This window comes from Bacillus sp. RC242 (assembly GCF_044908245.1).
In the GTDB taxonomy this organism is placed as follows: Bacteria; Bacillota; Bacilli; order Bacillales; family Bacillaceae_G; genus Bacillus_A; species Bacillus_A mycoides.
On the sequence record NZ_JBIYCZ010000003.1, the window covers coordinates 98,812 to 117,909 of the forward strand.

The window sequence follows — 19,098 nt, forward strand, 5'->3', positions numbered from 1 at the left end:
TAATAAAAGAAAAATGCCACTTCAAAAAAAGAAGTGGCATTTTTTATATTTCCTCTAAGCTATTAACTGGAACAGTTAATTCGCGTTTTGGATTTGTTACTTCATATATGCGGGCGGTTTCGTTGCTTTCGTCAACGTGTTGAATCATAACAGGCATGCCTTGAAAACTGACATTGGCTTCTTCAGATGACTCGGAAAGCTCTTTTGCGCGTTGTATATTCATTTATATTCCTCCCATCATTATTATCTTTGCAAAAAAGGAGGAATAATATACCATTTCGAGACATTTTTAAAGTTTTTGTATTATTTGTAATGTTTCTTTAATAAATGAAGAGAAGATGGAATCAGGATAGTCATCTATCGCTTGAACTGCTTCTTTTGCTTCTTTCAGAGCAGATTTTTTATCTTGAAGTTCTATATAGCAAAGAGCACGATAAGATCCAGCTGTTAATAACCACGATTGATCAAGTGGATGACTCATATAATCCGGTATGATAGCACGCTCTAATACTTCTAAAGCTTCCTCGTAACGTTTTAAACCATACAAATATTTTCCTTTTTCAAGATAATACAATCCATCGTCTTGAAAAATTGGTTCATCTTTTAGTTTTTCTCGAAATTGTTCTAAATGTTCTAATGCGATTGTATATTCATTCGTAATTGTATTGTAGTAATAAGCTTTTAATATATCTATATTTGCAGCGGATAAAGTATCTTCTGTAAAAATGGCAAATTGCTCAGATTTTTTTATGTAATATAAATATCTTTCTTTATCCGCCGTAATGATTTTTTGATAAGATAAAATACGATAAAAATCATCTGTTTTATAATACACTTGATGTTTTTTGGAAAAGGCAAGTGCATCTAAGATGACTCTTTCACATTTTTCATAATTGCCATATGCGAGTAAAATAATTGCTTCTTTTAAGTATAACTGTATATGCGTAATAAGATCCATTTCTAAATTCTTCGTTTTATATTCATCACGAATAATGGTAATCATCTGTAAACATTCTTTATATTTTTTACGTTTGAAGAGCATATAGTAAAACAGTAGTTTCGTTTCAGTGCTTTCTCGATATAAAGTATATTTTTCAAATATAGAAATAGCGGTTTCGACGTAATATTCAATATTATAATCGTTCATAATAGCTGCTCCAGTTATGAACTGTTTATATATACGAGCCGTATTTAAAGTAGAAGGTAGCTCTTTTTGAACGATAGGTAGTAAAGTATCATATACTTCATCGCATTTATTTGTCTTTATTAGTTCCTCCATTTTTTGAATGAGTTCTACAATTTCTCCATCATCTTCTTCTAGTAAAAAACTCATTTCACATCCAAGTTTATTAGCGATATATTGTAATGCTTTCATGGAAGGTGTAGCTTTTCCATTTTCAATTTGACTTAGCATACTTTTTGTCAGTTCTGAACCTGCTAATTCAGTTTGAGTAAGCTTTTTTTCTTTTCGTAACGTTTTAATTTTCTCGCCGAGAGTAGCCATCATATGCTCCTTTATAATCAAAAAGTTAAATACAATTAAACTTTTTGTTGTGAAAATTGGAAAGTTGATTATATAATAAGTTTAACACAATTTAACTTTTAAGGGGAGAGAGTCATTATGGGAGATATAAGTATAGGACAACATGATACAAGGATGAAAGTTGCAACGAGAAATATTATTTTGATGATGATTGGAAAGATGACGTCTTTATTAGGGGCAGGTATTTATACATTCGCAATGGGGTTATACGTATTAAAGACAACTGGTTCAGGGATGGGGTTTGCTATTACGCTCGTTTGCGGATCACTACCAAGGATGATCTGTGGTCCGATTGCAGGTGCTGTAGCTGATCGTGTGAATCGAAAATGGCTTGTCATTGGCACGGATTTATTAAGTAGTTTAACGATGCTTATTATGTTTATTCTTGCTACTATATTTGGACCGTCACTTCTTGTTATCTATATTTCAGCGGCATTATTATCAATTTGTGCAAGTTTTTATTCTGTTGCATTAACTTCGTCTATTCCTAATTTAGTAGATGCGGGGCGTATTCAAAAAGCGAGTGCTTTAAATCAAACGGCAGCTTCTTTATCAAATATTTTAGGGCCGATTATTGGTGGCGTTGTATTTGGTTTCTTTTCAATTAAGTCGTTTTTTTTGTTAAATAGTGTTACGTTCTTTTTAGCGGTTATTTTGCAATTATTTATCGTATTTGATTTGTACAAAAAAGAAGTGGCTGAGAGTAAAGAGCGTTTCTTGACGAGTATAAAAGAAGGATTTTCATATGTAAAACGACAGCATGAAATATATGGTTTAATGAAAATAGCATTGTGGGTAAACTTTTTTGCGTGTGGGCTAACAGTAGCACTTCCATATATTATCGTCCATACATTGCATCTATCTTCAAAGCAACTCGGTACTGTAGAGGGAATGTTAGCAGTCGGGATGCTAATGGGTGCGATTGCTTTATCAGTGCGTAAAGAAGTGAATAATCCGTTTCGTTCTATTTATACTGGATTGTTTTTATTTGCGGGTTTAAGTTTATGTACAGTCTTCCCGTTGTTAGTTACCATTCCCAAAGTGGCAAGTTTTATTTACTATATTGCTTTTATGATGTTAACGGGTATTTCAATTATGATTGTAAATATTCCGATGCAAGTACATATGCAAAAAACGACAGATCCGAGCTATTTAGGGCGTGTGTTTGGCCTACTTGAAACAATTGCTACTGCAATCGCACCACTCGGTATGATTGTATATGGATTATTATTAGATATGTTGCCAACTAGCATTGTTATGATGACGATAGGCGGAGGTTTATTGTTAGTTGTATTAGTTGGAGTAAAGCAACATATGGCGAAAAAACAAGTAGATGTGTCGGCTTAAAAATAAATTTTAACAATATAAAAATGACCAAATTAGTATTTTAGTTTTTGAAACTCCTTTTCATGTATGTTACAGTATAGTGAGCAGGCAAAGAAAAGGAGAAAACATCATGAAAAAATTAAGTTTTGTTATGCTTTTTCTGTTAGTCGTAATGGCTGGATGTAGTAATTATGACACGTATATTGAAACAGGTATGCAATCATTGAAAAATGAAAAATATAGTGATGCGATTATGTGGTTTGAAAAAGCGGAAAAAGAGAAATCAGGAAATGAAGCGAAGGCATATAAAGAAGTCGCTCAGTTATTGGAGCGCGGTGCGACAGCATTAAAAGATGGTAAGTATTCAGAAACGAAAGATATTGCAAATGAAGTGTTACAAAAGAAAAAAGATGATGCACTTGAAAAAGCTGTGACATCAAATGCAGAGAATATGCTTCAAAAAGCAAAAGATGTGGAAGAGAAAGTAAATGAAAGAGTAGCGAAACGAAAAAAAGTAAATGAAGAAGGAATCGATAAATTAATTAAAGCTGTTGATAGTATAGATGATGTAAAAGAAAAAGAGAAAAAAGTTTCAGAAGCATTAGATAAGGCTGAAGAGGCACAAGCAAAAATTGAGGATAAGAAAAACAAATAGAGTTATAGTTTAAAAGGCTGTCGTGTATAACGACAGCCTTTTAATTTTTTTCTGCAAAAGAAGTAATGCTATGTAGTAAAAAAGAAATTATTTTAGAATTCCATCTGTCCTCATGATGAATGGTATAAATATTACGCTGAAATTCAAAATCAGGGATCGGTATATAGCATAGCTCATTTCGTTGTACTTCTTGCTCAATAGCAAGTTTTGAAATAAAGGCAACCCCATTACCATATTTTAAAATTTGTTTCATCGTTTCTAATGAATCTAGTTCAATTTCTGATTGGAATGTAATGTTATGTGCTAACGTCCATTGTGTAAGTAAATCTCTCGTTGTAGATGGGTTACGATGCAATAATATACGTTCTTTTTCGATATCTTGTAATGATACATTTGTTCTTTTAGAAAGATGATGTTCTTTGGAAAAGGCAAGAACAAGTGTATCAGGCATTACATTCATTTGTTTTAGAAGTGGTTCGTCAAACGGTGCCGCAGAAATTATCCCGAGATCAATTTCATGATTTTGTAGCATCGTTCGAATTTCAGGAGCTGTTTTTACTATGAGTGTTATTTTTATATTTGGAAATTCGCATTGAAATTGGTGAACAACTTCTGGTAAAAGATAAGTCGCTGGTACATAACTAGCACCAATTGTTATAGCGCCTTTATTAAAATCTTTAAACTCTTGTGTGACCCGTCTAGCTTCTTTCATAAGTGCATCTATTTTGCAAGCATAATGATGCAATGCCTCGCCAGCCTCTGTTAAAAAATATCTTCCGGAACGTAATTCAAATAAAGACACACCGAGTTCTTCTTCTAAGCTTTTTATATGAAACGTAATAGTAGGTTGTTTAACGCCAAGTTTTTCTGCAACGATAGTAAGCTTTTTATATTTCTTAATAAGCACTACAATTTCTAATTTTAAGAGATTCATTATAAGTTGGCCCCTTTTTCTTCTAACTATAGAAAAAATCTATAGAAATAAATAGTTTATTAGAGATTTTTTAATTTAATCTTTACAGTACATTAACATTCAGTATAAATCTTCCAGATAGAATGAAAGCAGGTTAAGAATGAGGGGAGAGAGGTGAAACGATGGATATTAAAATTCATGGATTAGAAAAGGCATTTGGAAAAACACAGGCGTTAAAGCCGTTACAGATTGTAATGAAAAAAGGGGAATTCACCACACTTTTAGGACCTTCAGGATGCGGGAAAACGACTTTACTTAGAATGATTGCAGGGCTTGAAGAACCGGATAAAGGTGAAATATATTTTGGAGATAAGTGCATGTATTCTTCTGCTAAAAAGATAAAAACATCTCCTCATGAACGGAATATCGGTATGGTATTTCAAGATTTTGCTTTATGGCCACATATGACTGTATTTGAAAATGTTGCATTTGGTTTAAGGGCTACAAAGCAAACGAATCAATTAAGAGAAAAGGTAGAAGATGCGATAAAGCGAGTTCGTTTGCAAGGTATGGAGAAAAGATATCCGCATGAACTCTCAGGTGGACAGCAGCAACGTGTCGCATTTGCTAGAGCAATTGTAAAGAAACCTCATTTTATTTTGTTCGATGAACCGTTAAGTGCACTCGATGCAATTTTGCGAGAAGAAATGCGATTAGAACTTATGGACATCGTTCATTCAATTGGTTTAACGGCATTGTATGTAACACATGATCAAACAGAAGCTATGTCAATGTCAGACCAAATTATTGTCATGAAGCAGGGTGAAGTATTACAAAAAGGAACACCAGAAGACATTTATGTGAAACCGTCTCATGAATTTGTTGCAAAATTTGTTGGTAAGGCAAATTGGCTTGTAGAGGGGAAAAAAATGATTCGTCCAGAGCATGTGAGCTGGACAAAAAATGACTTGTGCGAAATGTATACAGGTGAAGTTCAGCACGTTACATATGTAGGAGAACGTTATGAAGTGAAAGTAAATATGGGGACACTCGGTGTATGGACAGCTTATCACAATAGTAAGCTAAGCGTTGGCAAACCGGTATCGTTATATGTACCAAAAAAATGTATTCATCATATAGGGGGAGAATCGTATGAAGAAATTCAGTTCGCTTAAGTCTTTATTTGTATGTACTTTACTATTTTCTGCTGTAGTAACAGGTTGTAGCTCAAAGACAGGCAGTGTAGATGCAAAAAATAAAAACGCTAATGAAAAGAAAATCGTTGTATATAGTGCAGGACCAAAAGGATTAGCAGAAAAAATTCAAAAGGACTTTGAAAAGAAAACAGGGATAAAAGTAGAAATGTTTCAAGGAACAACAGGTAAGATTTTAGCGAGAATGGAGGCTGAAAAGAAAAATCCAGTCGTTGACGTTGTCGTACTTGCTTCTTTACCAGCGATGGAAGGATTAAAAAAAGATGGGCAAACGTTAGCTTATAAAGAAGCAAAACAAGCTGATAAGCTTCGTTCTGAATGGTCGGATGATAAAGGACATTATTTTGGATATAGTGCTTCAGCATTAGGAATTGTGTATAACACAAAAAATGTGAAGACAGCACCTGAAGATTGGAGCGATATAACGAAAGGAGAATGGAAAGGGAAAGTGAATCTTCCAGATCCAGCACTTTCAGGTTCAGCTTTAGACTTTGTAACAGGATATGTGAAAAAGAATGGACAAGATGGATGGAATTTATTTGAACAGCTTAAGAAAAATGAAGTTACAGTAGCTGGGGCAAACCAAGAAGCGTTAGACCCAGTTGTAACAGGTGCGAAAGATATGGTAATCGCAGGTGTTGACTATATGACGTACAGTGCAAAAGCAAAGGGTGAACCGGTCGATATCGTATATCCAAAAAGCGGAACAGTCATTAGTCCACGTGCAGCAGGCATTATGAAGGATAGTAAAAATGTAGAAGGTGCAAAAGAGTTTATTGATTATTTATTATCAGATGATGTGCAAAAACAAGTTTCTAAAGCGTATTTGTTGCCAGGTAGAAAAGATATAAAAGCTGAAAATAGACCGAATGTAGAAGAGATTCCAGTATTAAATATTGATTGGAAAACAGTTGAGAAAGAACAAGATGAAATAGCAAAACAATTTAAGAAAGTATTTCAATAAGATGGTGATTACATGGTAAATCGATTCGTATCAGTAAGACAAGTTGGAATGACAGTAGCGTTGTTACTTGTGGCGATGTTAATCGTCATTCCACTTTTTCTCATTTTATTTTCTAGTGTATATGAAAATAGCAGTTGGAATTTTTTAAAGCCTTTTGAAGTCATGCAGAGTGGTGGATTAGCTGGAATTTTTCTAAATTCGATGCTTCTAGGTGTACTCGTTGTAATAGGAGCTACAATATTTGCGTTTCCATTGGCGTTCATTATGAGCAAAACAGATGTAGGAAAGTATAGTAAGTTAGATATTGTTTTTATGATCCCATTTATGACCCCGCCCTATATCGGATCGATGGGCTGGATTTTGTTCATGCAACCTAACGGTTATTTTGAACAATTTTTTCCGGCTTTAAAGCCGATTTCATCATCGTTTTTTAGTTTAGGCGGTATGGTTTTAATTATGAGTCTGCATTTATTCCCATTCCTTTACTTCATGTTGAAAAACACGTTACTTCAGATTGGGAGTAGTAAAGAAGAAGCTGCAGCAGTTCATGGTGGAAGTTTTTTTTATCGTTTAAGAAAAATAATACTACCGTTATTGTTATCAAGTTATGTAATGGGTGCTTTACTCATTTTCGTAAAGACGATTGCTGAATTTGGAACACCAGCTACATTCGGACGTAGAATAGGATTCCATGTGTTAACATCTGAGATTCATAAATTTATCTCTAGTTGGCCGATTGATTTTGGCAGTGCCACAGCATTATCTTCTTTATTACTTAGTGCGTGTATGCTCATTTGGTATATGCAAAATGTATTGAATCGAAAGTATACATATGCAATGGTTAGTGGAAAAGGTGTGAAATCTAAAAGGTATACTTTGTCTATATTTGCGCGCGTTATAGCATGGGTTTATGTAATTGGTTTACTAATAGTAGCAATTGGAATCCCATACTTTTCTATACTTATTGCTTCTTTGTCGAAGTTAAGAGGCGGTGGCTTACATTTTAATAACTTTACAACAAGCCATTATGAAGCATTATTTACAATTGGTTCTCCGGGATTAGAAGCTTTATGGAACAGTTTTCTTTTTTCACTCGTAACGGCGATTGTTGCTGTAATTATTGGCGTATTTTTGGCGCTTATGATTCGAAAGGGGAAAAAGTCCTCTGAAAAATGGCTTGATATGTGCGGCATGTTACCGAATATGGTACCAGGAATAGTGATGGTTGTAGGGCTTATTTTATTTTGGAATTCACCCTATATGCCTATGTCAATTTACAATACACCAGTCATGGTTATCGTAACGTATGTTGTTCTCTTTTTACCTTATACGGTGCAGTATGTAAAAGCATCGCTCGGACAAATTGATGATTCTCTTGTACAGGCAGGAAGTATTTTTTCCGGGAATTACATTTATATTTTTAGAAAAATAATATTGCCGCTTATTATTCCAGGAATTCTTGCTGGATGGGCGATGACATTTACGATTTCGATACGAGAGTTAGTAGCATCGCTTCTCGTACTACCTCCATCAGTAGAAACGTCAGCAACGTTTATTTTTGCTCAATTTGAACAAGGAGAAGTATCTATAGGAATGGCAATGGCTGTTGTTTCTGTTGGGCTTACAACAATGTGCTTATTACTTCTGCAACATATGGAGCAAAAACGAAAAGGGGTAGCATGATGAGGATGGAAGTATGGGGAGGAGCGGGAGAATACGGTCGTTCCTGCTATTTTGTAAAAAATAAAGAGACAAAAATAGTATTTGATTGTGGTATTAATCGATCATATGAGGATAGTTATCCCAAAATAGAAAGAGAAGTTGTTCCATTTTTGGATGCAGTATTTTTATCACATATTCATGAAGATCATACGATGGGTTTACCTTTATTGACGAAGTATGGATATAAGAAAAAAATTTGGACAACTCGTTATACGAAGGAGCAACTTCCAGCTTATTTTGAAAAATGGGGAAACTACAATCTTTCAAAAGGGTGGAATTTACCTTATAACGATCAAAATATTAAAGATTTAAATTATGTATGTATTGATGAGATTAGTAATCCAAATGAATGGATACAGATTACACCAACGTTGAGGTTTCAATGGGGGTATAGTGGGCATGTATTAGGAGCTGTTTGGTTTTTAGTGGATATGTGTAATACATACGTATTTTATTCTGGTGATTATTCAGCAGAATCTAATATACTACGAGCTAATTTACCTGAAAATTTGCGAAGCGATATAAAAATTGCAATTGTAGATGCCGCTTATCACACTGATGATGTTTCGCAAAATGAACGAGTGGACGAATTATGTGCAGAAATTGAACGAGTTGCGCACAATAAAGGAATAGCATTACTACCACTGCCTCCACTTGGTAGGGCGCAAGATATAGTATTGTATTTATATGAACGATATAAAGAGTTTCCGCTTATAGTAGATAAAGAAATTTTGGTTGGTTTTGAAGAAATGTTCATATATAAAGATTGGCTAAAAAATAATGAAAAACTTGAACGGGTTGTGGAGAGTTTAAAAAGAAACATAATAGTTATGGATAATGACATTTGTATGCAAAATAGTTACGGAATAGTTGTAATGAGTGATGCGAATATGCAAACGAAACGAGCACAGTTATATTATGAACAGCTTCGGCATGAAGAACGAAATTCCATTATCTTTACTGGACATATTGCTAAAGGGAGTTTTGCAGAAAAGGTGATGAAAGAATGTGTAAGTAGAGAATGTAGGGTAGAGCGAGTTCCATATAAGGTTCATCAAAGTATAAATGACGTTAAGGCGATGTTAAATACATTATTACCAGAACATACGGTGTTAGTACACGCACTGAAAGAGGATACGGATCGATTACAGCAAAAGCTTAGTACAGCAGGATATGAAAATATATATTCACTTGCAATGGAACGTATAGAAGTAATTTAAAATGTAAAGGAGATCGGTATATGAAAAAAGTATTTGTATTCGTAAGTATTTTCTTTTGTTGTTTCCTTTATAACGTTAAGGAAGGTTTTGCTGCTAGTCCAATGAAACCTAGCTTTGAAGTGAAGTTATTATTAAAGCCAGAACAAGTATTAGGTTATAACAAAGAGATGAAGCAAGAGGTACTAGAACATTTCCAGGCTGGTACAAATTATGAAAGAATACAAGTGCAATTTTTAGATACGGCGAATAAAAGTTTAAGTAATGAAGGTTGGTTTGCGAGAATCCGAAAGAAAGAATTTAGTAAAGATTTTGAGCTAACATATAAAAAAAGATATCCTATTCCAAATGGTGTAATTCAAGATGCACTAGAAGTAGCTAAAAAAGATGGATTTGATAGTAAAACTGATAGTTATGAGGCGGAAATAGATTGGGGATTTGGGAAAAAAACGTTAAGTATTTCAAATAAGAAAAGTTACAGTGCTAAAGGATATGGGGTACTTGATTTACCAAATGAACAAGCTGCTCAAAATATGTTAATAGAAAAGTTACCAGGGAAAATGAACAAATGGTTGTATACGAATTGGGTAGAAGAGATGCTCAAGGATTCTCACATTTACGGTCCTGTATTAATGAAACGGTATACAGGTGAATTTGAAAATATAAAAACGAATATTGAAATTTGGCCATTAAGTAATACCGGGAAGATAGAAGATGACTTCGTAATAGAAGTGTCGTTTAAAACAAATGAGGAAAGTATCGCGACAAAACAAAGAGAATTATTAATGGCGAGTATAGAGAAAAAAGGATGGTTGTTACCGAAAGATAGTTTGAAGACAGAGCTTATTTTTCAGTAAATAGGAAAGAAGGAATTCATGTGCCATGGATTCCTTCTTCTAATATATGAGTATTAAGCTAAATCAGCTGACACGAACATATCATTATTTTGAAGGTTTTTAGAGCGTAAACTATAAGCAACTACCTTCTTTTTATGTTGTTTTACTACATCAACATGCTCTTCATGACTATAAATATAAAATGTAAAATCTTTTTTGCCACGTTTTGCATTGATAATTAAAGGAGTGCCTTCATTGTGTGGTGGTGCATAATAGCGATCTAAAAATAATCCTTCGTTAAAATCATGAATAATTTTGGATTTCTTTTCGCCTTCTAAGTTATTTCCATTGATTGTAACAGTCACATTCTCTTCTTCAAGTTGTGGATGTGTTTCGTACTTGCTAATAATGGATTCAATAGCAGAGTTAGGAAGGCTAGAAACAATAATTTTAAATGCTCCAAATACAACTAACATTACAATAAACCAAGTCGTCATAGTATTTCATCCCCTTTATCCCACAGTAACGGTCCGTAAAATCCTGGTTGGTGCGGGCTAATAATCAGTGTGGGATAGATACCCCGTACTGACTAAAATTTCACTTTATCCTATTTAACAATATAACTCATATGGTAATAGTACATATGGTGAAGTTTTGTATAATTTGTGAAAAATATGCCATGTTTATGGACGAAATGTTAGAAAAATCAATTTTGTTACAAAAAGTTGAAATCGAAGTATTTTAAAAGAAAAAGGTTTATAATAAAAATATAACTAATAACAACATTACTAATTATAAGGAAGTGTAACTATGAGTACTGTAACAATCGTATATGGTATTATTCTTTCTACAATTATTGTTTTATTTATTGTCGGGGTATCGCGTTATATTCACAAATGGAAAGAAGGAGTTGCGAAATTAAATCACATTGAAGAAGAACTTAGTGATTTAATGTTACATCATGGTAAGTAAAAAGTTTATTTTTTAACTAAACAATGTGAAAAAAATCACAAAACATGCTCTCATCATGAAGGCATGTTTTTTTGTTATGTGAATGATTAGGCACATACATACATTTTTTCCATACGATACAGTGTGCAGATGGAAATGTTCGGAGTGGAAAAGAGGGATAAAATGAGTAGTTCAGGTTATGTTACAGATAATAAAAATTTAAAGAAAAGCTCAGGAACGCCAAATCTTTTCTTTGATTCGAGAAAAAATGTCTTTTTTAAAAGAGATGAGAAAAACGTTGCATATGAAGTTACCTCAACGCAGTTACCTGCGATGATAGGAGGGGCGTTTGTTGATTTATTTATGACGAAAGGGCATATGCGGGAACCACATTGGCATCCGAATGCGTGGGAATTAGATGTTGTTGTATCAGGAGAAGCAGTTACATCCATTTTAAATCCCGAAACGAATCAATTGCAAAATTATCATGTGAAAGCGGGGCAAACTGTCTTTATTCCAATGGGATGGTGGCATTGGATTACAGCGGTAACAGAAGAAGTACAATTACATTTGTTCTTTAATAACGATCAGTTTGAAACAGCAGAGGGATCAGACATACTTAGATTAACACCGCCAGAAGTATTTCAAGCTGCATACGGTGTAAGTGCAGAAAAATTAGGAATGGACCTTTCGCCAATTAAGGAGTCAGTTGTAATTGGTCCTCCTAACTCAAATCGACTAAATAGAGTTAAAGAAAGTGACGACTCAAATATAGTTGTTACGTTAAATGGACAAATAACATCATGTGAAATAACTCTTTCTGTTTTAGGAAGAGTTACTCTATTTTGTATAATTTTGTAATTAAATTCGTTATAATTATTATATAGAAGGGGGCATATTGTGAACATATTAAAGATTATAGGAATTGTTGCAGGAGTGATTGTAGTAGCTGTTATAGCTTTCTTTGTTATTATGAAGTACTATTTGTCAAAAGAAGATCCTGATTACGTATTAAACTACATAAAAGAACATAAAGGTGATGAAACATGTTCATTACTTATTAGAAAAAACGGTGAAGTAGTAACATCTGTAAATGAAAATAAAAAATTACCATTAGCAAGTATGGCAAAAATCGTAATAGCAGTTGAGTTTGCTAAACAAGTGTCAGAAGGAAAAATAAGTCGAGATGAACAAATTTCATTGCAGGATTTAGAAAAATATTATGTTAAAAACACTGATGGTGGAGCGCATCCTGACTGGTTAGAAGATTCAAAAGTGAGAGAGTTAGTGAAAAATGAACAAATCACTTTAGAAGAAGTCGCTAAAGGGATGATTCATTATAGTTCTAATGCGAATACAACATATTTGTTAGATAAGCTTGGAATAGAAAGAGTAAATGAAAGTATAAAAGAGTTAGAGCTTACTAGTCATGACAAGTTCACTTCGTATACTGCTTCACTGTATATGAGAGGATATGTAGAAAAAGGGCTTCATGAGCCAGAAAATCAATCGTTAGAAACGATACGTAACATGTCAATGGATGAGTATAATAAACATGTGTTACAAATTCATGAATGGATGAAAGATGAAAGCGAATGGAAGAAACGTGATATACCATTAAAAATAGATATGGAATTCCAGCGTATTTGGTCAGATCGATTAGTGAGTGCAAATGCTAAAGATTATATGAGTTTAATGGAAAAGATAAATAGTAGAAATTATTTTTCAAAATCAATGCAAGATGAAATGGAGAATATTTTTAAAGGAACAGTTCAAAATAGTAAGTTCGAATATGCTGGTCAAAAAGGTGGTTCTACCGCATTCGTGTTGACAAAAAGTTTGTATACTACAGATAAGAAAGGGAATAAGGTAGAAGTTGTAATTATGTTTAACGATATAGAAGATCAAGTTGCATATCAAAAGCTGAGAAATAATATAGATTATTTTATTCAAGATGCTATAACAGATGAAGAATTCAGAAGAAGGTTATAATGAAATAATTTTATTATGTAAACAAAGGACGCTTATTTGAAAGCGTCCTTTTCTTTTACTGATACAGGATTTCCTATTTACTCCATTGAATAAAGATTGAAACTAAGAAAGAAAGGAAGGAAGAGGAACAAATGACTACAATATATTTTGTTCGCCACGCTCACTCTACATATACAAAGGAAGAAAGGGAACGCCCCTTATCTGACAAGGGACACTTTGATGCAGATAATGTAATACATTTATTAAAAGAGGAACATATTGATGTTGTGATTTCTAGTCCGTATAAAAGGGCGATTCAAACCGTGCAAGGAATTGCGAATACATATAATTTATCAATACAAATAGAAGAAGATTTACGGGAAAGGCTATTAAGTAAAGAACCAGTACAGGATTTTAATTATGCTCTTCAGAAGGTATGGGAAGACTGGACTTTTGCATACGAAGGCGGAGAATCAAATGATGTAGCGCAAAGACGCGCTGTAATATGTATGCAAAGTATATTAAAAAAATATAAAGGTAAGAATATTGTAATAGGTACTCATGGGAATATTATGGTATTACTAATGAATTATTTTGATTCGAAATATGGTTTTCAGTTTTGGAAAACCCTTCATATGCCTGATGTGTATAAATTAACTTTTGATAATAATTGTTTCAGTTCTGCTGAAAGAATACAGTCTACAGATTATCAGATAAATAATTTGTAAAAGTTTATCAAAAAAAGAGGAAAGGGAGAAGGTATTGTAGAAGTATGACTTTGTAACATAAAAAATATTGGTTAAAGGAGGCTGTTTACATGTTTGAGAAAGAGAAAGAAGGGCTTATTGAAGTTCACAACGTATATGAAATCGCACCAGCAGATGGAGCAATTATAGGTATGGCAACGGAAGAAGAAATGGAGATTGCTGCTGAACTAGAGTTACAGTACTATGCCCATTCTCGTTTATTAGAAGCAAATATTCAGTTAGACGGTTCCTCCTATAAAGAGTTACTTCAGGAGTTCCAGGAGTACGAAAGAAAATCAATGAACTTTTGGAGAGCAATACATAAACGTTTAGCTGTGCCATGGGCATGGGTACTACGTATTGATGTTGCGAACGGTCCTATATATGTAAGCAATGGGAGTTCGTATTATGAAGAAGTCGATGATGAAGAAGACTATGAATAGATAAGTAAGGAAGCAGCTTTAGTTGCTTCCTTTTTTTATTTACAATAAGTGAATGGCTTCAATGATAGCATCTGGACGATCGTTTTCTATCCCGTGACTAGCATGTTCAGCCAAAATGTATTGGCTGTTTATTGAGAGATTTAATTGTTCACGAATAAGTTCTTGCCACATATCTTCAAGTTGTGTAGCTTCTTCTTTTGGCATGCCGCCCTCAATCAATTGAGCAATAGAATATTGAGGATCTCTACCGATAACGATTAATGGTATTTCTAATGTTTTATGTTGTTTTTTTATTGAGCGAGCACAATTTTTCCACTCGGACAGTTCAGAAGCTGTCGCTTTATATAAGGAAGGAGATGTAGAAAATTTGATATGCTGTTTTGTTGTATTGACGAGCATAGGTTTTAGTTCAGTATAAAGCGCGTCTGCATCCATGTTGGAGTAGGTATGATATTTTTGTAGCCACATATCATCAGAATCAGTTTGATCAGAAACTGGTAAATGAAGCTCATCTAATCGGTGTAAGTTCATGGAAGTAGAATCAACTAAAAGAAGTGCTTGCAGCCTATCTTCATGTAACATTGCAAAATGTTGTGCACATAACCCTCCATAGGAATGGCCGATTAGAATGATTGGCTCGTGAATATGGAGTTTGTTTAGTAACATATGTAGTTCCTTTGTAACTTGCCTTGCTGTACGTGGGGTATTTCCTAGCTCACTTTTTCCGTAACCTGGGCGATGGTATGAAACAACTGTAAAGTGTTGTGAAAGCTCTTCTATAATAGGGAGCCAATCATAAAATGAGCAACTCATTCCTGTTTGAATGACTACAGTTTGTTTACTGTTACCTCTTATATATACTTCTACAGTTTGTCCAAATATCTCTACTGATCTATTAATAGTAATTCCCCCTAAGCTTGAAATATTTTTTGGCAAGTAAAGACGATACACCAGGCACATATGCCTAAGAGTATAGATGTACTAAGTGAAAAGGAGTTCTTTAAACCGATATAAACAATAAATAATAGTAGTGCGGATGCAGGAAATCCATATAATACGCCTAAAGCGAATTGACTTAATTCTTGTTTACTCCCACCTTCGAAAGAAATCCAAAATAGGCTTAGTAAACTAACGAGTGGAAGGGCAGCAATAAAGCCGCCTATCGTACTATAATGTTTAGCGACTTCAGTAATAACGCCGATAATAAGTGCCGAAACGATTACTTTAACGAGGAAATGCATATTTTGCCTCCTTCGCTAATAACGAAAAGGCTTTTTCTATTAGTTGTTGTTCTTCTTTTGATAACTGTGATTCTAATATTTTTATCTTTTCTTTATCTAGTAAAGTATGCTTTTCTAATACTTCAATGCCTTCTTTCGTTAAAGTAAGGTTTACAACCCTTTCATCGTGTTTGTTTCTTTCTTTTATAATAAATCCTTTTTGAATAAGGCGCTTTACGTGTTCAGATGCTGTGTTATGAGAGAGACTAAGCTCAGTAGCAACTTTTCCAATTGTTATATCTTTCTCACGAGAAACGATTTGTAAAATACGAATAGCTTGGTGAGAAAGGTTGTCTTCATATTCATATCGTAAGTGATAATAAATACTTTCCCAATGTTGATTAATGTCTTTCATAATGATAAATCCTCCTATTTTTATATCGTATAGTAAGATATATTCGTTGATTCAGAAGTAAAATCCTTTTATTTTCATTAAAAATGTTGAAAAAGTTTATTTTTATTGAAATATAAGGTAATCTATGTGTAAAGGTATACATTTAGCAAGAGAGAGGATGATAGCTGTGAATACATTTAAATGGATTAGTCATGAAAAGATGTATGTAGATCAAATACATGTTGAAAAATGTGGTCCTCTTTCAGTCGGCGTATATGGAGGAAATCAAGAGAGTGATGCATATGAAAGAGGAGATGCAGTGCTAGCTTGGTGGGATCCGAAATTAGAATTTGAATTTGTTATGATTTTTGATACACATCATAAAACGAAAAATATACATTATATAATAGAAGCGATTTCAGAAAGAGAAGAAAAACTAAAAGAGTTATTTTCATACCCAATCCATTTAGCTTTTCATCATACACATATGTATTTATTAGCGTTATTTACAGATGAGCTCTTTATCGAGAAATGTGACCAAGATGATGAGGAACTTGCATGTTTAATTTGTTTACGAAAAGGCGAGTTCTTATATTGGCTATCAGTTGGTGATTGCTTCGCGTATTTATTCCATTCAGAGCAAACGAAAAATGGAAAAGGTAGGCTAAATAAGCGTAAGAACTATGAATACATAGGAAGAAAAAATGTTTTTGCAGCGAATACACCTTGTTTTACATCAGGGGTAAGGGGATTAGAAAAAGGTCAGAATCACATTGTAATGGCAACGGATGGTATTTTAGAGTGTGATAAACTAAAGTTTGATGATGATCAATCTTTAGTAGAAATATTACACGACGGATCTTGTTTACAGATTGAGCCTGTATTAACAAATGTACTTCAGTGGAAAGGTAGAGATTGTGCCACTATTATTGGATGGTCCATCGATACTGAAAATAGACAATGTGCCAATTAATAAATGAAAGAGAGTTCAAGGGTTTTTGTCCTTGAACTCTTTTTTGTTAAGCAATATGAATATGATACGTTTTTAACCATTCATTTACTTGTAGCATATACTCCATAGCACTTCTTGCTTCAAAATTGGTAATCTCTTTGTTACTTTGATCAGCAAGTGCAAGTAATATGGAATGGTTAATGAGTGAGAAAACAGGATTGTTTTTATTGCTGCACATATCAAGCGTTAAATTGCGGATTGTTTGTAAATAGTGTGGATCCTGTGAAGTAGGGTAAGCGCTTTTTCTTCTATTTCGCACATCATCAGGTAAAGCTGGTTTCAGCGCTCTACGTAAAATTCCCTTTTCGATATTATCAATACTTTTAATATTGAAAGGAACGTTCCATAAATATTCAACTAATCTATAATCGCAAAACGGTACACGAACTTCAAATCCTACAGCCATACTCATACGGTCTTTACGGTCGAGTAAGAACGGAAGGAATCGTGTTAAAAATAAATAAAACATTTGACGCTGTTTCGCTTCTTTTTTACTTTCACCTTCAAGAGTAGGTACTTCAAGAGCAGCCTCATGGAATCGTTTATTAATATACTGCTCAGGATTACATTGAGTTGTTACGTCGTTTAATAATAGAGAAGATGTGTTTTTCCAGTTTGTTAACCACGGAAACTTATCTACATATAATAGTTCTTCTTGATGAAACCAAGGATATCCCCCGAATACTTCATCAGCAGATTCTCCAGATAAAGCTACGGTTGCATCTTTTTTCATTTCGCAAAATAGTAAATAAAGTGAAGTTTCCATTTCGCCAGCACTGGGTAAATCTTTCGCGTGAAGGGGAACGAATAAGTGATTTGCTAACTCTTCAGCATTCACAATAATGTCATGATGCGATGTCCCTACATATTCAGAAACACGTTTTACCCAAGGAGCATCTAGACCAGTTCGAGCAAATGTCAGTTCGAAATCTTTCGCGCTATTTAAAAAGTCGATTGAATATGTGTGAAGTGTTTTGTGTTCCTCTCTAAATTCTTTACCTGCCAGTGCAGTAATACCACTAGAATCTAATCCGCCTGATAACATACAAACGAGGGGAACATCAGCAATTAATTGTCTTTTTACTGTATCTTGTAAAATAGATAAAATATGAGAAGATGTGTCTTGGGTAGAGTCTGTATGGATCTTACTTTCTAAATTCCAATACTTCTTAACTACTTTTTTATCACGTGTGAATGTTATAGAATGTCCAGCACGAACTTCTTGAATATGTTTAAAGACGCCACATCCTGGAGTTCGAAATAAGCCTAATCCAAATATTTCATTTATGCCGTCCGCATCAATTTCAGCAGGAACAGATGGATGAGCTAATAATGCTTTTATTTCAGATCCGAAAATAATACTGTCATTTCTTTCTGTATAAAAGAGTGGCTTTACGCCTAAATGATCACGTGCTAAAAACAGTTGTTGCTTCTGATCATCCCATAAGGCGAAAGCGAAAATTCCGTTTAAATGTTGTACGCAGTCTTCTTTCCATTCTAAATAAGCATGTAGTAATACTTCTGTATCTGAATGCGTTTCAAATGCATGACCACATTTTTGAAGCTGTTCTCTCAGTTCACGAAAATTATAAATTTCTCCATTATAAGTAAGAGCATACGTATAATCACCGGCACGGAATGTTTTTGGCTGCGTCCCGCCTTCTGGGTCAATAACAATTAAACGTCGGTGTGCAAAAGCCGCATGAGGTGAAAACCAAAATCCTTCAGCATCAGGACCGCGATGCTGAATACTATTCGCCATCTTTTCTAAAATAACATGTTCATTTGAAAGATCTTTCTTCCAATCTACCCAACCTGTAATTCCACACATACAAATCTCATCTCCTAATTTAAAATTATAAAAGTAGATTAATTAAATGAAATGTACATCAGGTTAAAGAGTGTCTGCATAAATAGTGTACTACACTAATTGAATTACAGACTTGAGAAAATTTTCTTCAAGCTTATATT

22 protein-coding genes are annotated in these 19,098 nt (G+C 33.9%); 14 read left to right on the forward strand and 8 right to left on the reverse strand.

Features of this window, described 5'->3' with window-relative positions; translation table 11 throughout:
* Window positions 1–43: 43 nt before the first annotated feature.
* Complete coding sequence (locus ABH957_RS07415; protein WP_001025736.1) at window positions 44–223, reverse strand: H-type small acid-soluble spore protein; 180 nt, start codon at window positions 221–223, stop codon at window positions 44–46.
* A gap of 66 nt (window positions 224–289) precedes the next feature.
* A complete protein-coding gene (locus ABH957_RS07420) occupies window positions 290–1,504 on the reverse strand; it encodes a helix-turn-helix domain-containing protein (RefSeq protein WP_215591101.1) in 1,215 nt (404 codons plus the stop codon).
* 117 nt (window positions 1,505–1,621) lie between these two features.
* Here ABH957_RS07420 and ABH957_RS07425 point away from each other — a divergent pair, with 117 nt between their 5' ends.
* Complete coding sequence (locus tag ABH957_RS07425) at window positions 1,622–2,890, forward strand: MFS transporter (RefSeq protein ID WP_404456130.1); 1,269 nt, start codon at window positions 1,622–1,624, stop codon at window positions 2,888–2,890.
* Window positions 2,891–2,999: 109 nt separating this feature from the next.
* Window positions 3,000–3,524 carry a COG3014 family protein gene (locus ABH957_RS07430; RefSeq protein WP_404491329.1) on the forward strand — a complete coding sequence of 175 codons (525 nt, stop codon included), beginning with the start codon at window positions 3,000–3,002 and terminating at the stop codon, window positions 3,522–3,524.
* A gap of 40 nt (window positions 3,525–3,564) precedes the next feature.
* On the opposite strand, the gene ABH957_RS07435 is transcribed toward ABH957_RS07430, so the two are convergent.
* Window positions 3,565–4,458, reverse strand: a complete 894-nt coding sequence (locus ABH957_RS07435) for a LysR substrate-binding domain-containing protein (protein WP_404510871.1) — start codon at window positions 4,456–4,458, stop codon at window positions 3,565–3,567.
* Between the two features lie 161 nt (window positions 4,459–4,619).
* Here ABH957_RS07435 and ABH957_RS07440 point away from each other — a divergent pair, with 161 nt between their 5' ends.
* The 5 genes from ABH957_RS07440 to ABH957_RS07460 are packed head-to-tail and all read left to right on the forward strand — an operon-like array spanning window position 4,620 to window position 10,411.
* A complete protein-coding gene (locus tag ABH957_RS07440; protein WP_404510873.1) occupies window positions 4,620–5,612 on the forward strand; it encodes an ABC transporter ATP-binding protein in 993 nt (330 codons plus the stop codon).
* Window positions 5,590–6,615: an ABC transporter substrate-binding protein gene (locus ABH957_RS07445; protein WP_002086426.1), complete on the forward strand. Its 1,026-nt coding sequence runs from the start codon at window positions 5,590–5,592 to the stop codon at window positions 6,613–6,615. The genes ABH957_RS07440 and ABH957_RS07445 overlap by 23 nt, the downstream gene beginning before the upstream one ends.
* Before the next feature lie 12 nt (window positions 6,616–6,627).
* A complete protein-coding gene (locus ABH957_RS07450; protein WP_002031009.1) occupies window positions 6,628–8,298 on the forward strand; it encodes an ABC transporter permease in 1,671 nt (556 codons plus the stop codon).
* Window positions 8,295–9,557: an MBL fold metallo-hydrolase gene (locus ABH957_RS07455; RefSeq protein WP_404511028.1), complete on the forward strand. Its 1,263-nt coding sequence runs from the start codon at window positions 8,295–8,297 to the stop codon at window positions 9,555–9,557. Before ABH957_RS07450 ends, ABH957_RS07455 begins: the two co-directional genes overlap by 4 nt.
* 20 nt (window positions 9,558–9,577) lie before the next feature.
* A complete protein-coding gene (locus ABH957_RS07460; RefSeq protein ID WP_404510875.1) occupies window positions 9,578–10,411 on the forward strand; it encodes a hypothetical protein in 834 nt (277 codons plus the stop codon).
* 53 nt (window positions 10,412–10,464) lie between these two features.
* On the opposite strand, the gene ABH957_RS07465 is transcribed toward ABH957_RS07460, so the two are convergent.
* A complete protein-coding gene (locus tag ABH957_RS07465) occupies window positions 10,465–10,887 on the reverse strand; it encodes a YfmQ family protein (RefSeq protein ID WP_002011948.1) in 423 nt (140 codons plus the stop codon).
* A 131-nt stretch (window positions 10,888–11,018) separates the two neighbouring features.
* Here ABH957_RS07465 and ABH957_RS07470 point away from each other — a divergent pair, with 131 nt between their 5' ends.
* From ABH957_RS07470 to ABH957_RS07495, 6 genes are all read left to right on the forward strand, one after another.
* Window positions 11,019–11,135 carry a multidrug transporter MatE gene (locus tag ABH957_RS07470; RefSeq protein WP_404510877.1) on the forward strand — a complete coding sequence of 39 codons (117 nt, stop codon included), beginning with the start codon at window positions 11,019–11,021 and terminating at the stop codon, window positions 11,133–11,135.
* Between the two features lie 65 nt (window positions 11,136–11,200).
* Window positions 11,201–11,362, forward strand: a complete 162-nt coding sequence (locus ABH957_RS07475) for a hypothetical protein (RefSeq protein ID WP_000109008.1) — start codon at window positions 11,201–11,203, stop codon at window positions 11,360–11,362.
* A 162-nt stretch (window positions 11,363–11,524) separates the two neighbouring features.
* The gene (locus tag ABH957_RS07480) at window positions 11,525–12,202 is read left to right on the forward strand and encodes a cupin domain-containing protein (protein WP_404510879.1); all 678 of its coding nucleotides are present in this window, start codon (window positions 11,525–11,527) and stop codon (window positions 12,200–12,202) included.
* Between the two features lie 39 nt (window positions 12,203–12,241).
* The gene (locus ABH957_RS07485; RefSeq protein ID WP_404510881.1) at window positions 12,242–13,333 is read left to right on the forward strand and encodes a serine hydrolase; all 1,092 of its coding nucleotides are present in this window, start codon (window positions 12,242–12,244) and stop codon (window positions 13,331–13,333) included.
* Between the two features lie 131 nt (window positions 13,334–13,464).
* Window positions 13,465–14,040 carry a histidine phosphatase family protein gene (locus ABH957_RS07490; protein ID WP_404510883.1) on the forward strand — a complete coding sequence of 192 codons (576 nt, stop codon included), beginning with the start codon at window positions 13,465–13,467 and terminating at the stop codon, window positions 14,038–14,040.
* Between the two features lie 89 nt (window positions 14,041–14,129).
* Window positions 14,130–14,501: a hypothetical protein gene (locus ABH957_RS07495; RefSeq protein WP_000461762.1), complete on the forward strand. Its 372-nt coding sequence runs from the start codon at window positions 14,130–14,132 to the stop codon at window positions 14,499–14,501.
* Between the two features lie 39 nt (window positions 14,502–14,540).
* Here ABH957_RS07495 and ABH957_RS07500 read toward each other — a convergent pair whose 3' ends face one another.
* The 3 genes from ABH957_RS07500 to ABH957_RS07510 are packed head-to-tail and all read right to left on the reverse strand — an operon-like array spanning window position 14,541 to window position 16,136.
* A complete protein-coding gene (locus tag ABH957_RS07500) occupies window positions 14,541–15,461 on the reverse strand; it encodes an alpha/beta fold hydrolase (protein WP_340803328.1) in 921 nt (306 codons plus the stop codon).
* Entirely contained in the window at window positions 15,413–15,742 is a 330-nt protein-coding gene (locus ABH957_RS07505; RefSeq protein WP_033708963.1) for a DUF3147 family protein, read from the reverse strand. The genes ABH957_RS07500 and ABH957_RS07505 overlap by 49 nt, the downstream gene beginning before the upstream one ends.
* A complete protein-coding gene (locus ABH957_RS07510) occupies window positions 15,726–16,136 on the reverse strand; it encodes a MarR family winged helix-turn-helix transcriptional regulator (RefSeq protein ID WP_002030991.1) in 411 nt (136 codons plus the stop codon). The genes ABH957_RS07505 and ABH957_RS07510 overlap by 17 nt, the downstream gene beginning before the upstream one ends.
* Before the next feature lie 124 nt (window positions 16,137–16,260).
* On the opposite strand from ABH957_RS07510, the gene ABH957_RS07515 reads away from it, so the two are divergent.
* Complete coding sequence (locus tag ABH957_RS07515; protein ID WP_002012083.1) at window positions 16,261–17,088, forward strand: PP2C family serine/threonine-protein phosphatase; 828 nt, start codon at window positions 16,261–16,263, stop codon at window positions 17,086–17,088.
* Between the two features lie 46 nt (window positions 17,089–17,134).
* Here ABH957_RS07515 and asnB read toward each other — a convergent pair whose 3' ends face one another.
* On the reverse strand, window positions 17,135–18,958 hold the full coding sequence (gene asnB, locus ABH957_RS07520) for an asparagine synthase (glutamine-hydrolyzing) (RefSeq protein WP_404510885.1): 1,824 nt from the start codon (window positions 18,956–18,958) through the stop codon (window positions 17,135–17,137).
* Window positions 18,959–19,098 lie beyond the last annotated feature (140 nt).

Bases quoted from the DNA above. Each gene is read 5' to 3' on its own strand.
- ABH957_RS07415 (WP_001025736.1), bottom strand. From the start codon at position 223: ATGAATATACAACGCGCAAAAGAGCTTTCCGAGTCATCTGAAGAAGCC.
- ABH957_RS07470 (WP_404510877.1), top strand. From the start codon at position 11,019: ATGGTAATAGTACATATGGTGAAGTTTTGTATAATTTGTGAAAAATAT.
- ABH957_RS07445 (WP_002086426.1), top strand. From the start codon at position 5,590: ATGAAGAAATTCAGTTCGCTTAAGTCTTTATTTGTATGTACTTTACTA.
- ABH957_RS07490 (WP_404510883.1), top strand. From the start codon at position 13,465: ATGACTACAATATATTTTGTTCGCCACGCTCACTCTACATATACAAAG.
- ABH957_RS07500 (WP_340803328.1), bottom strand. From the start codon at position 15,461: ATGTGCCTGGTGTATCGTCTTTACTTGCCAAAAAATATTTCAAGCTTA.
- ABH957_RS07425 (WP_404456130.1), top strand. From the start codon at position 1,622: ATGGGAGATATAAGTATAGGACAACATGATACAAGGATGAAAGTTGCA.
- ABH957_RS07495 (WP_000461762.1), top strand. From the start codon at position 14,130: ATGTTTGAGAAAGAGAAAGAAGGGCTTATTGAAGTTCACAACGTATAT.
- ABH957_RS07465 (WP_002011948.1), bottom strand. From the start codon at position 10,887: ATGACGACTTGGTTTATTGTAATGTTAGTTGTATTTGGAGCATTTAAA.
- ABH957_RS07420 (WP_215591101.1), bottom strand. From the start codon at position 1,504: ATGGCTACTCTCGGCGAGAAAATTAAAACGTTACGAAAAGAAAAAAAG.
- ABH957_RS07480 (WP_404510879.1), top strand. From the start codon at position 11,525: ATGAGTAGTTCAGGTTATGTTACAGATAATAAAAATTTAAAGAAAAGC.
- ABH957_RS07440 (WP_404510873.1), top strand. From the start codon at position 4,620: ATGGATATTAAAATTCATGGATTAGAAAAGGCATTTGGAAAAACACAG.
- ABH957_RS07460 (WP_404510875.1), top strand. From the start codon at position 9,578: ATGAAAAAAGTATTTGTATTCGTAAGTATTTTCTTTTGTTGTTTCCTT.
- ABH957_RS07475 (WP_000109008.1), top strand. From the start codon at position 11,201: ATGAGTACTGTAACAATCGTATATGGTATTATTCTTTCTACAATTATT.
- ABH957_RS07435 (WP_404510871.1), bottom strand. From the start codon at position 4,458: ATGAATCTCTTAAAATTAGAAATTGTAGTGCTTATTAAGAAATATAAA.
- asnB (WP_404510885.1), bottom strand. From the start codon at position 18,958: ATGTGTGGAATTACAGGTTGGGTAGATTGGAAGAAAGATCTTTCAAAT.
- ABH957_RS07510 (WP_002030991.1), bottom strand. From the start codon at position 16,136: ATGAAAGACATTAATCAACATTGGGAAAGTATTTATTATCACTTACGA.
- ABH957_RS07450 (WP_002031009.1), top strand. From the start codon at position 6,628: ATGGTAAATCGATTCGTATCAGTAAGACAAGTTGGAATGACAGTAGCG.
- ABH957_RS07430 (WP_404491329.1), top strand. From the start codon at position 3,000: ATGAAAAAATTAAGTTTTGTTATGCTTTTTCTGTTAGTCGTAATGGCT.
- ABH957_RS07515 (WP_002012083.1), top strand. From the start codon at position 16,261: ATGTGTAAAGGTATACATTTAGCAAGAGAGAGGATGATAGCTGTGAAT.
- ABH957_RS07505 (WP_033708963.1), bottom strand. From the start codon at position 15,742: ATGCATTTCCTCGTTAAAGTAATCGTTTCGGCACTTATTATCGGCGTT.
- ABH957_RS07455 (WP_404511028.1), top strand. From the start codon at position 8,295: ATGATGAGGATGGAAGTATGGGGAGGAGCGGGAGAATACGGTCGTTCC.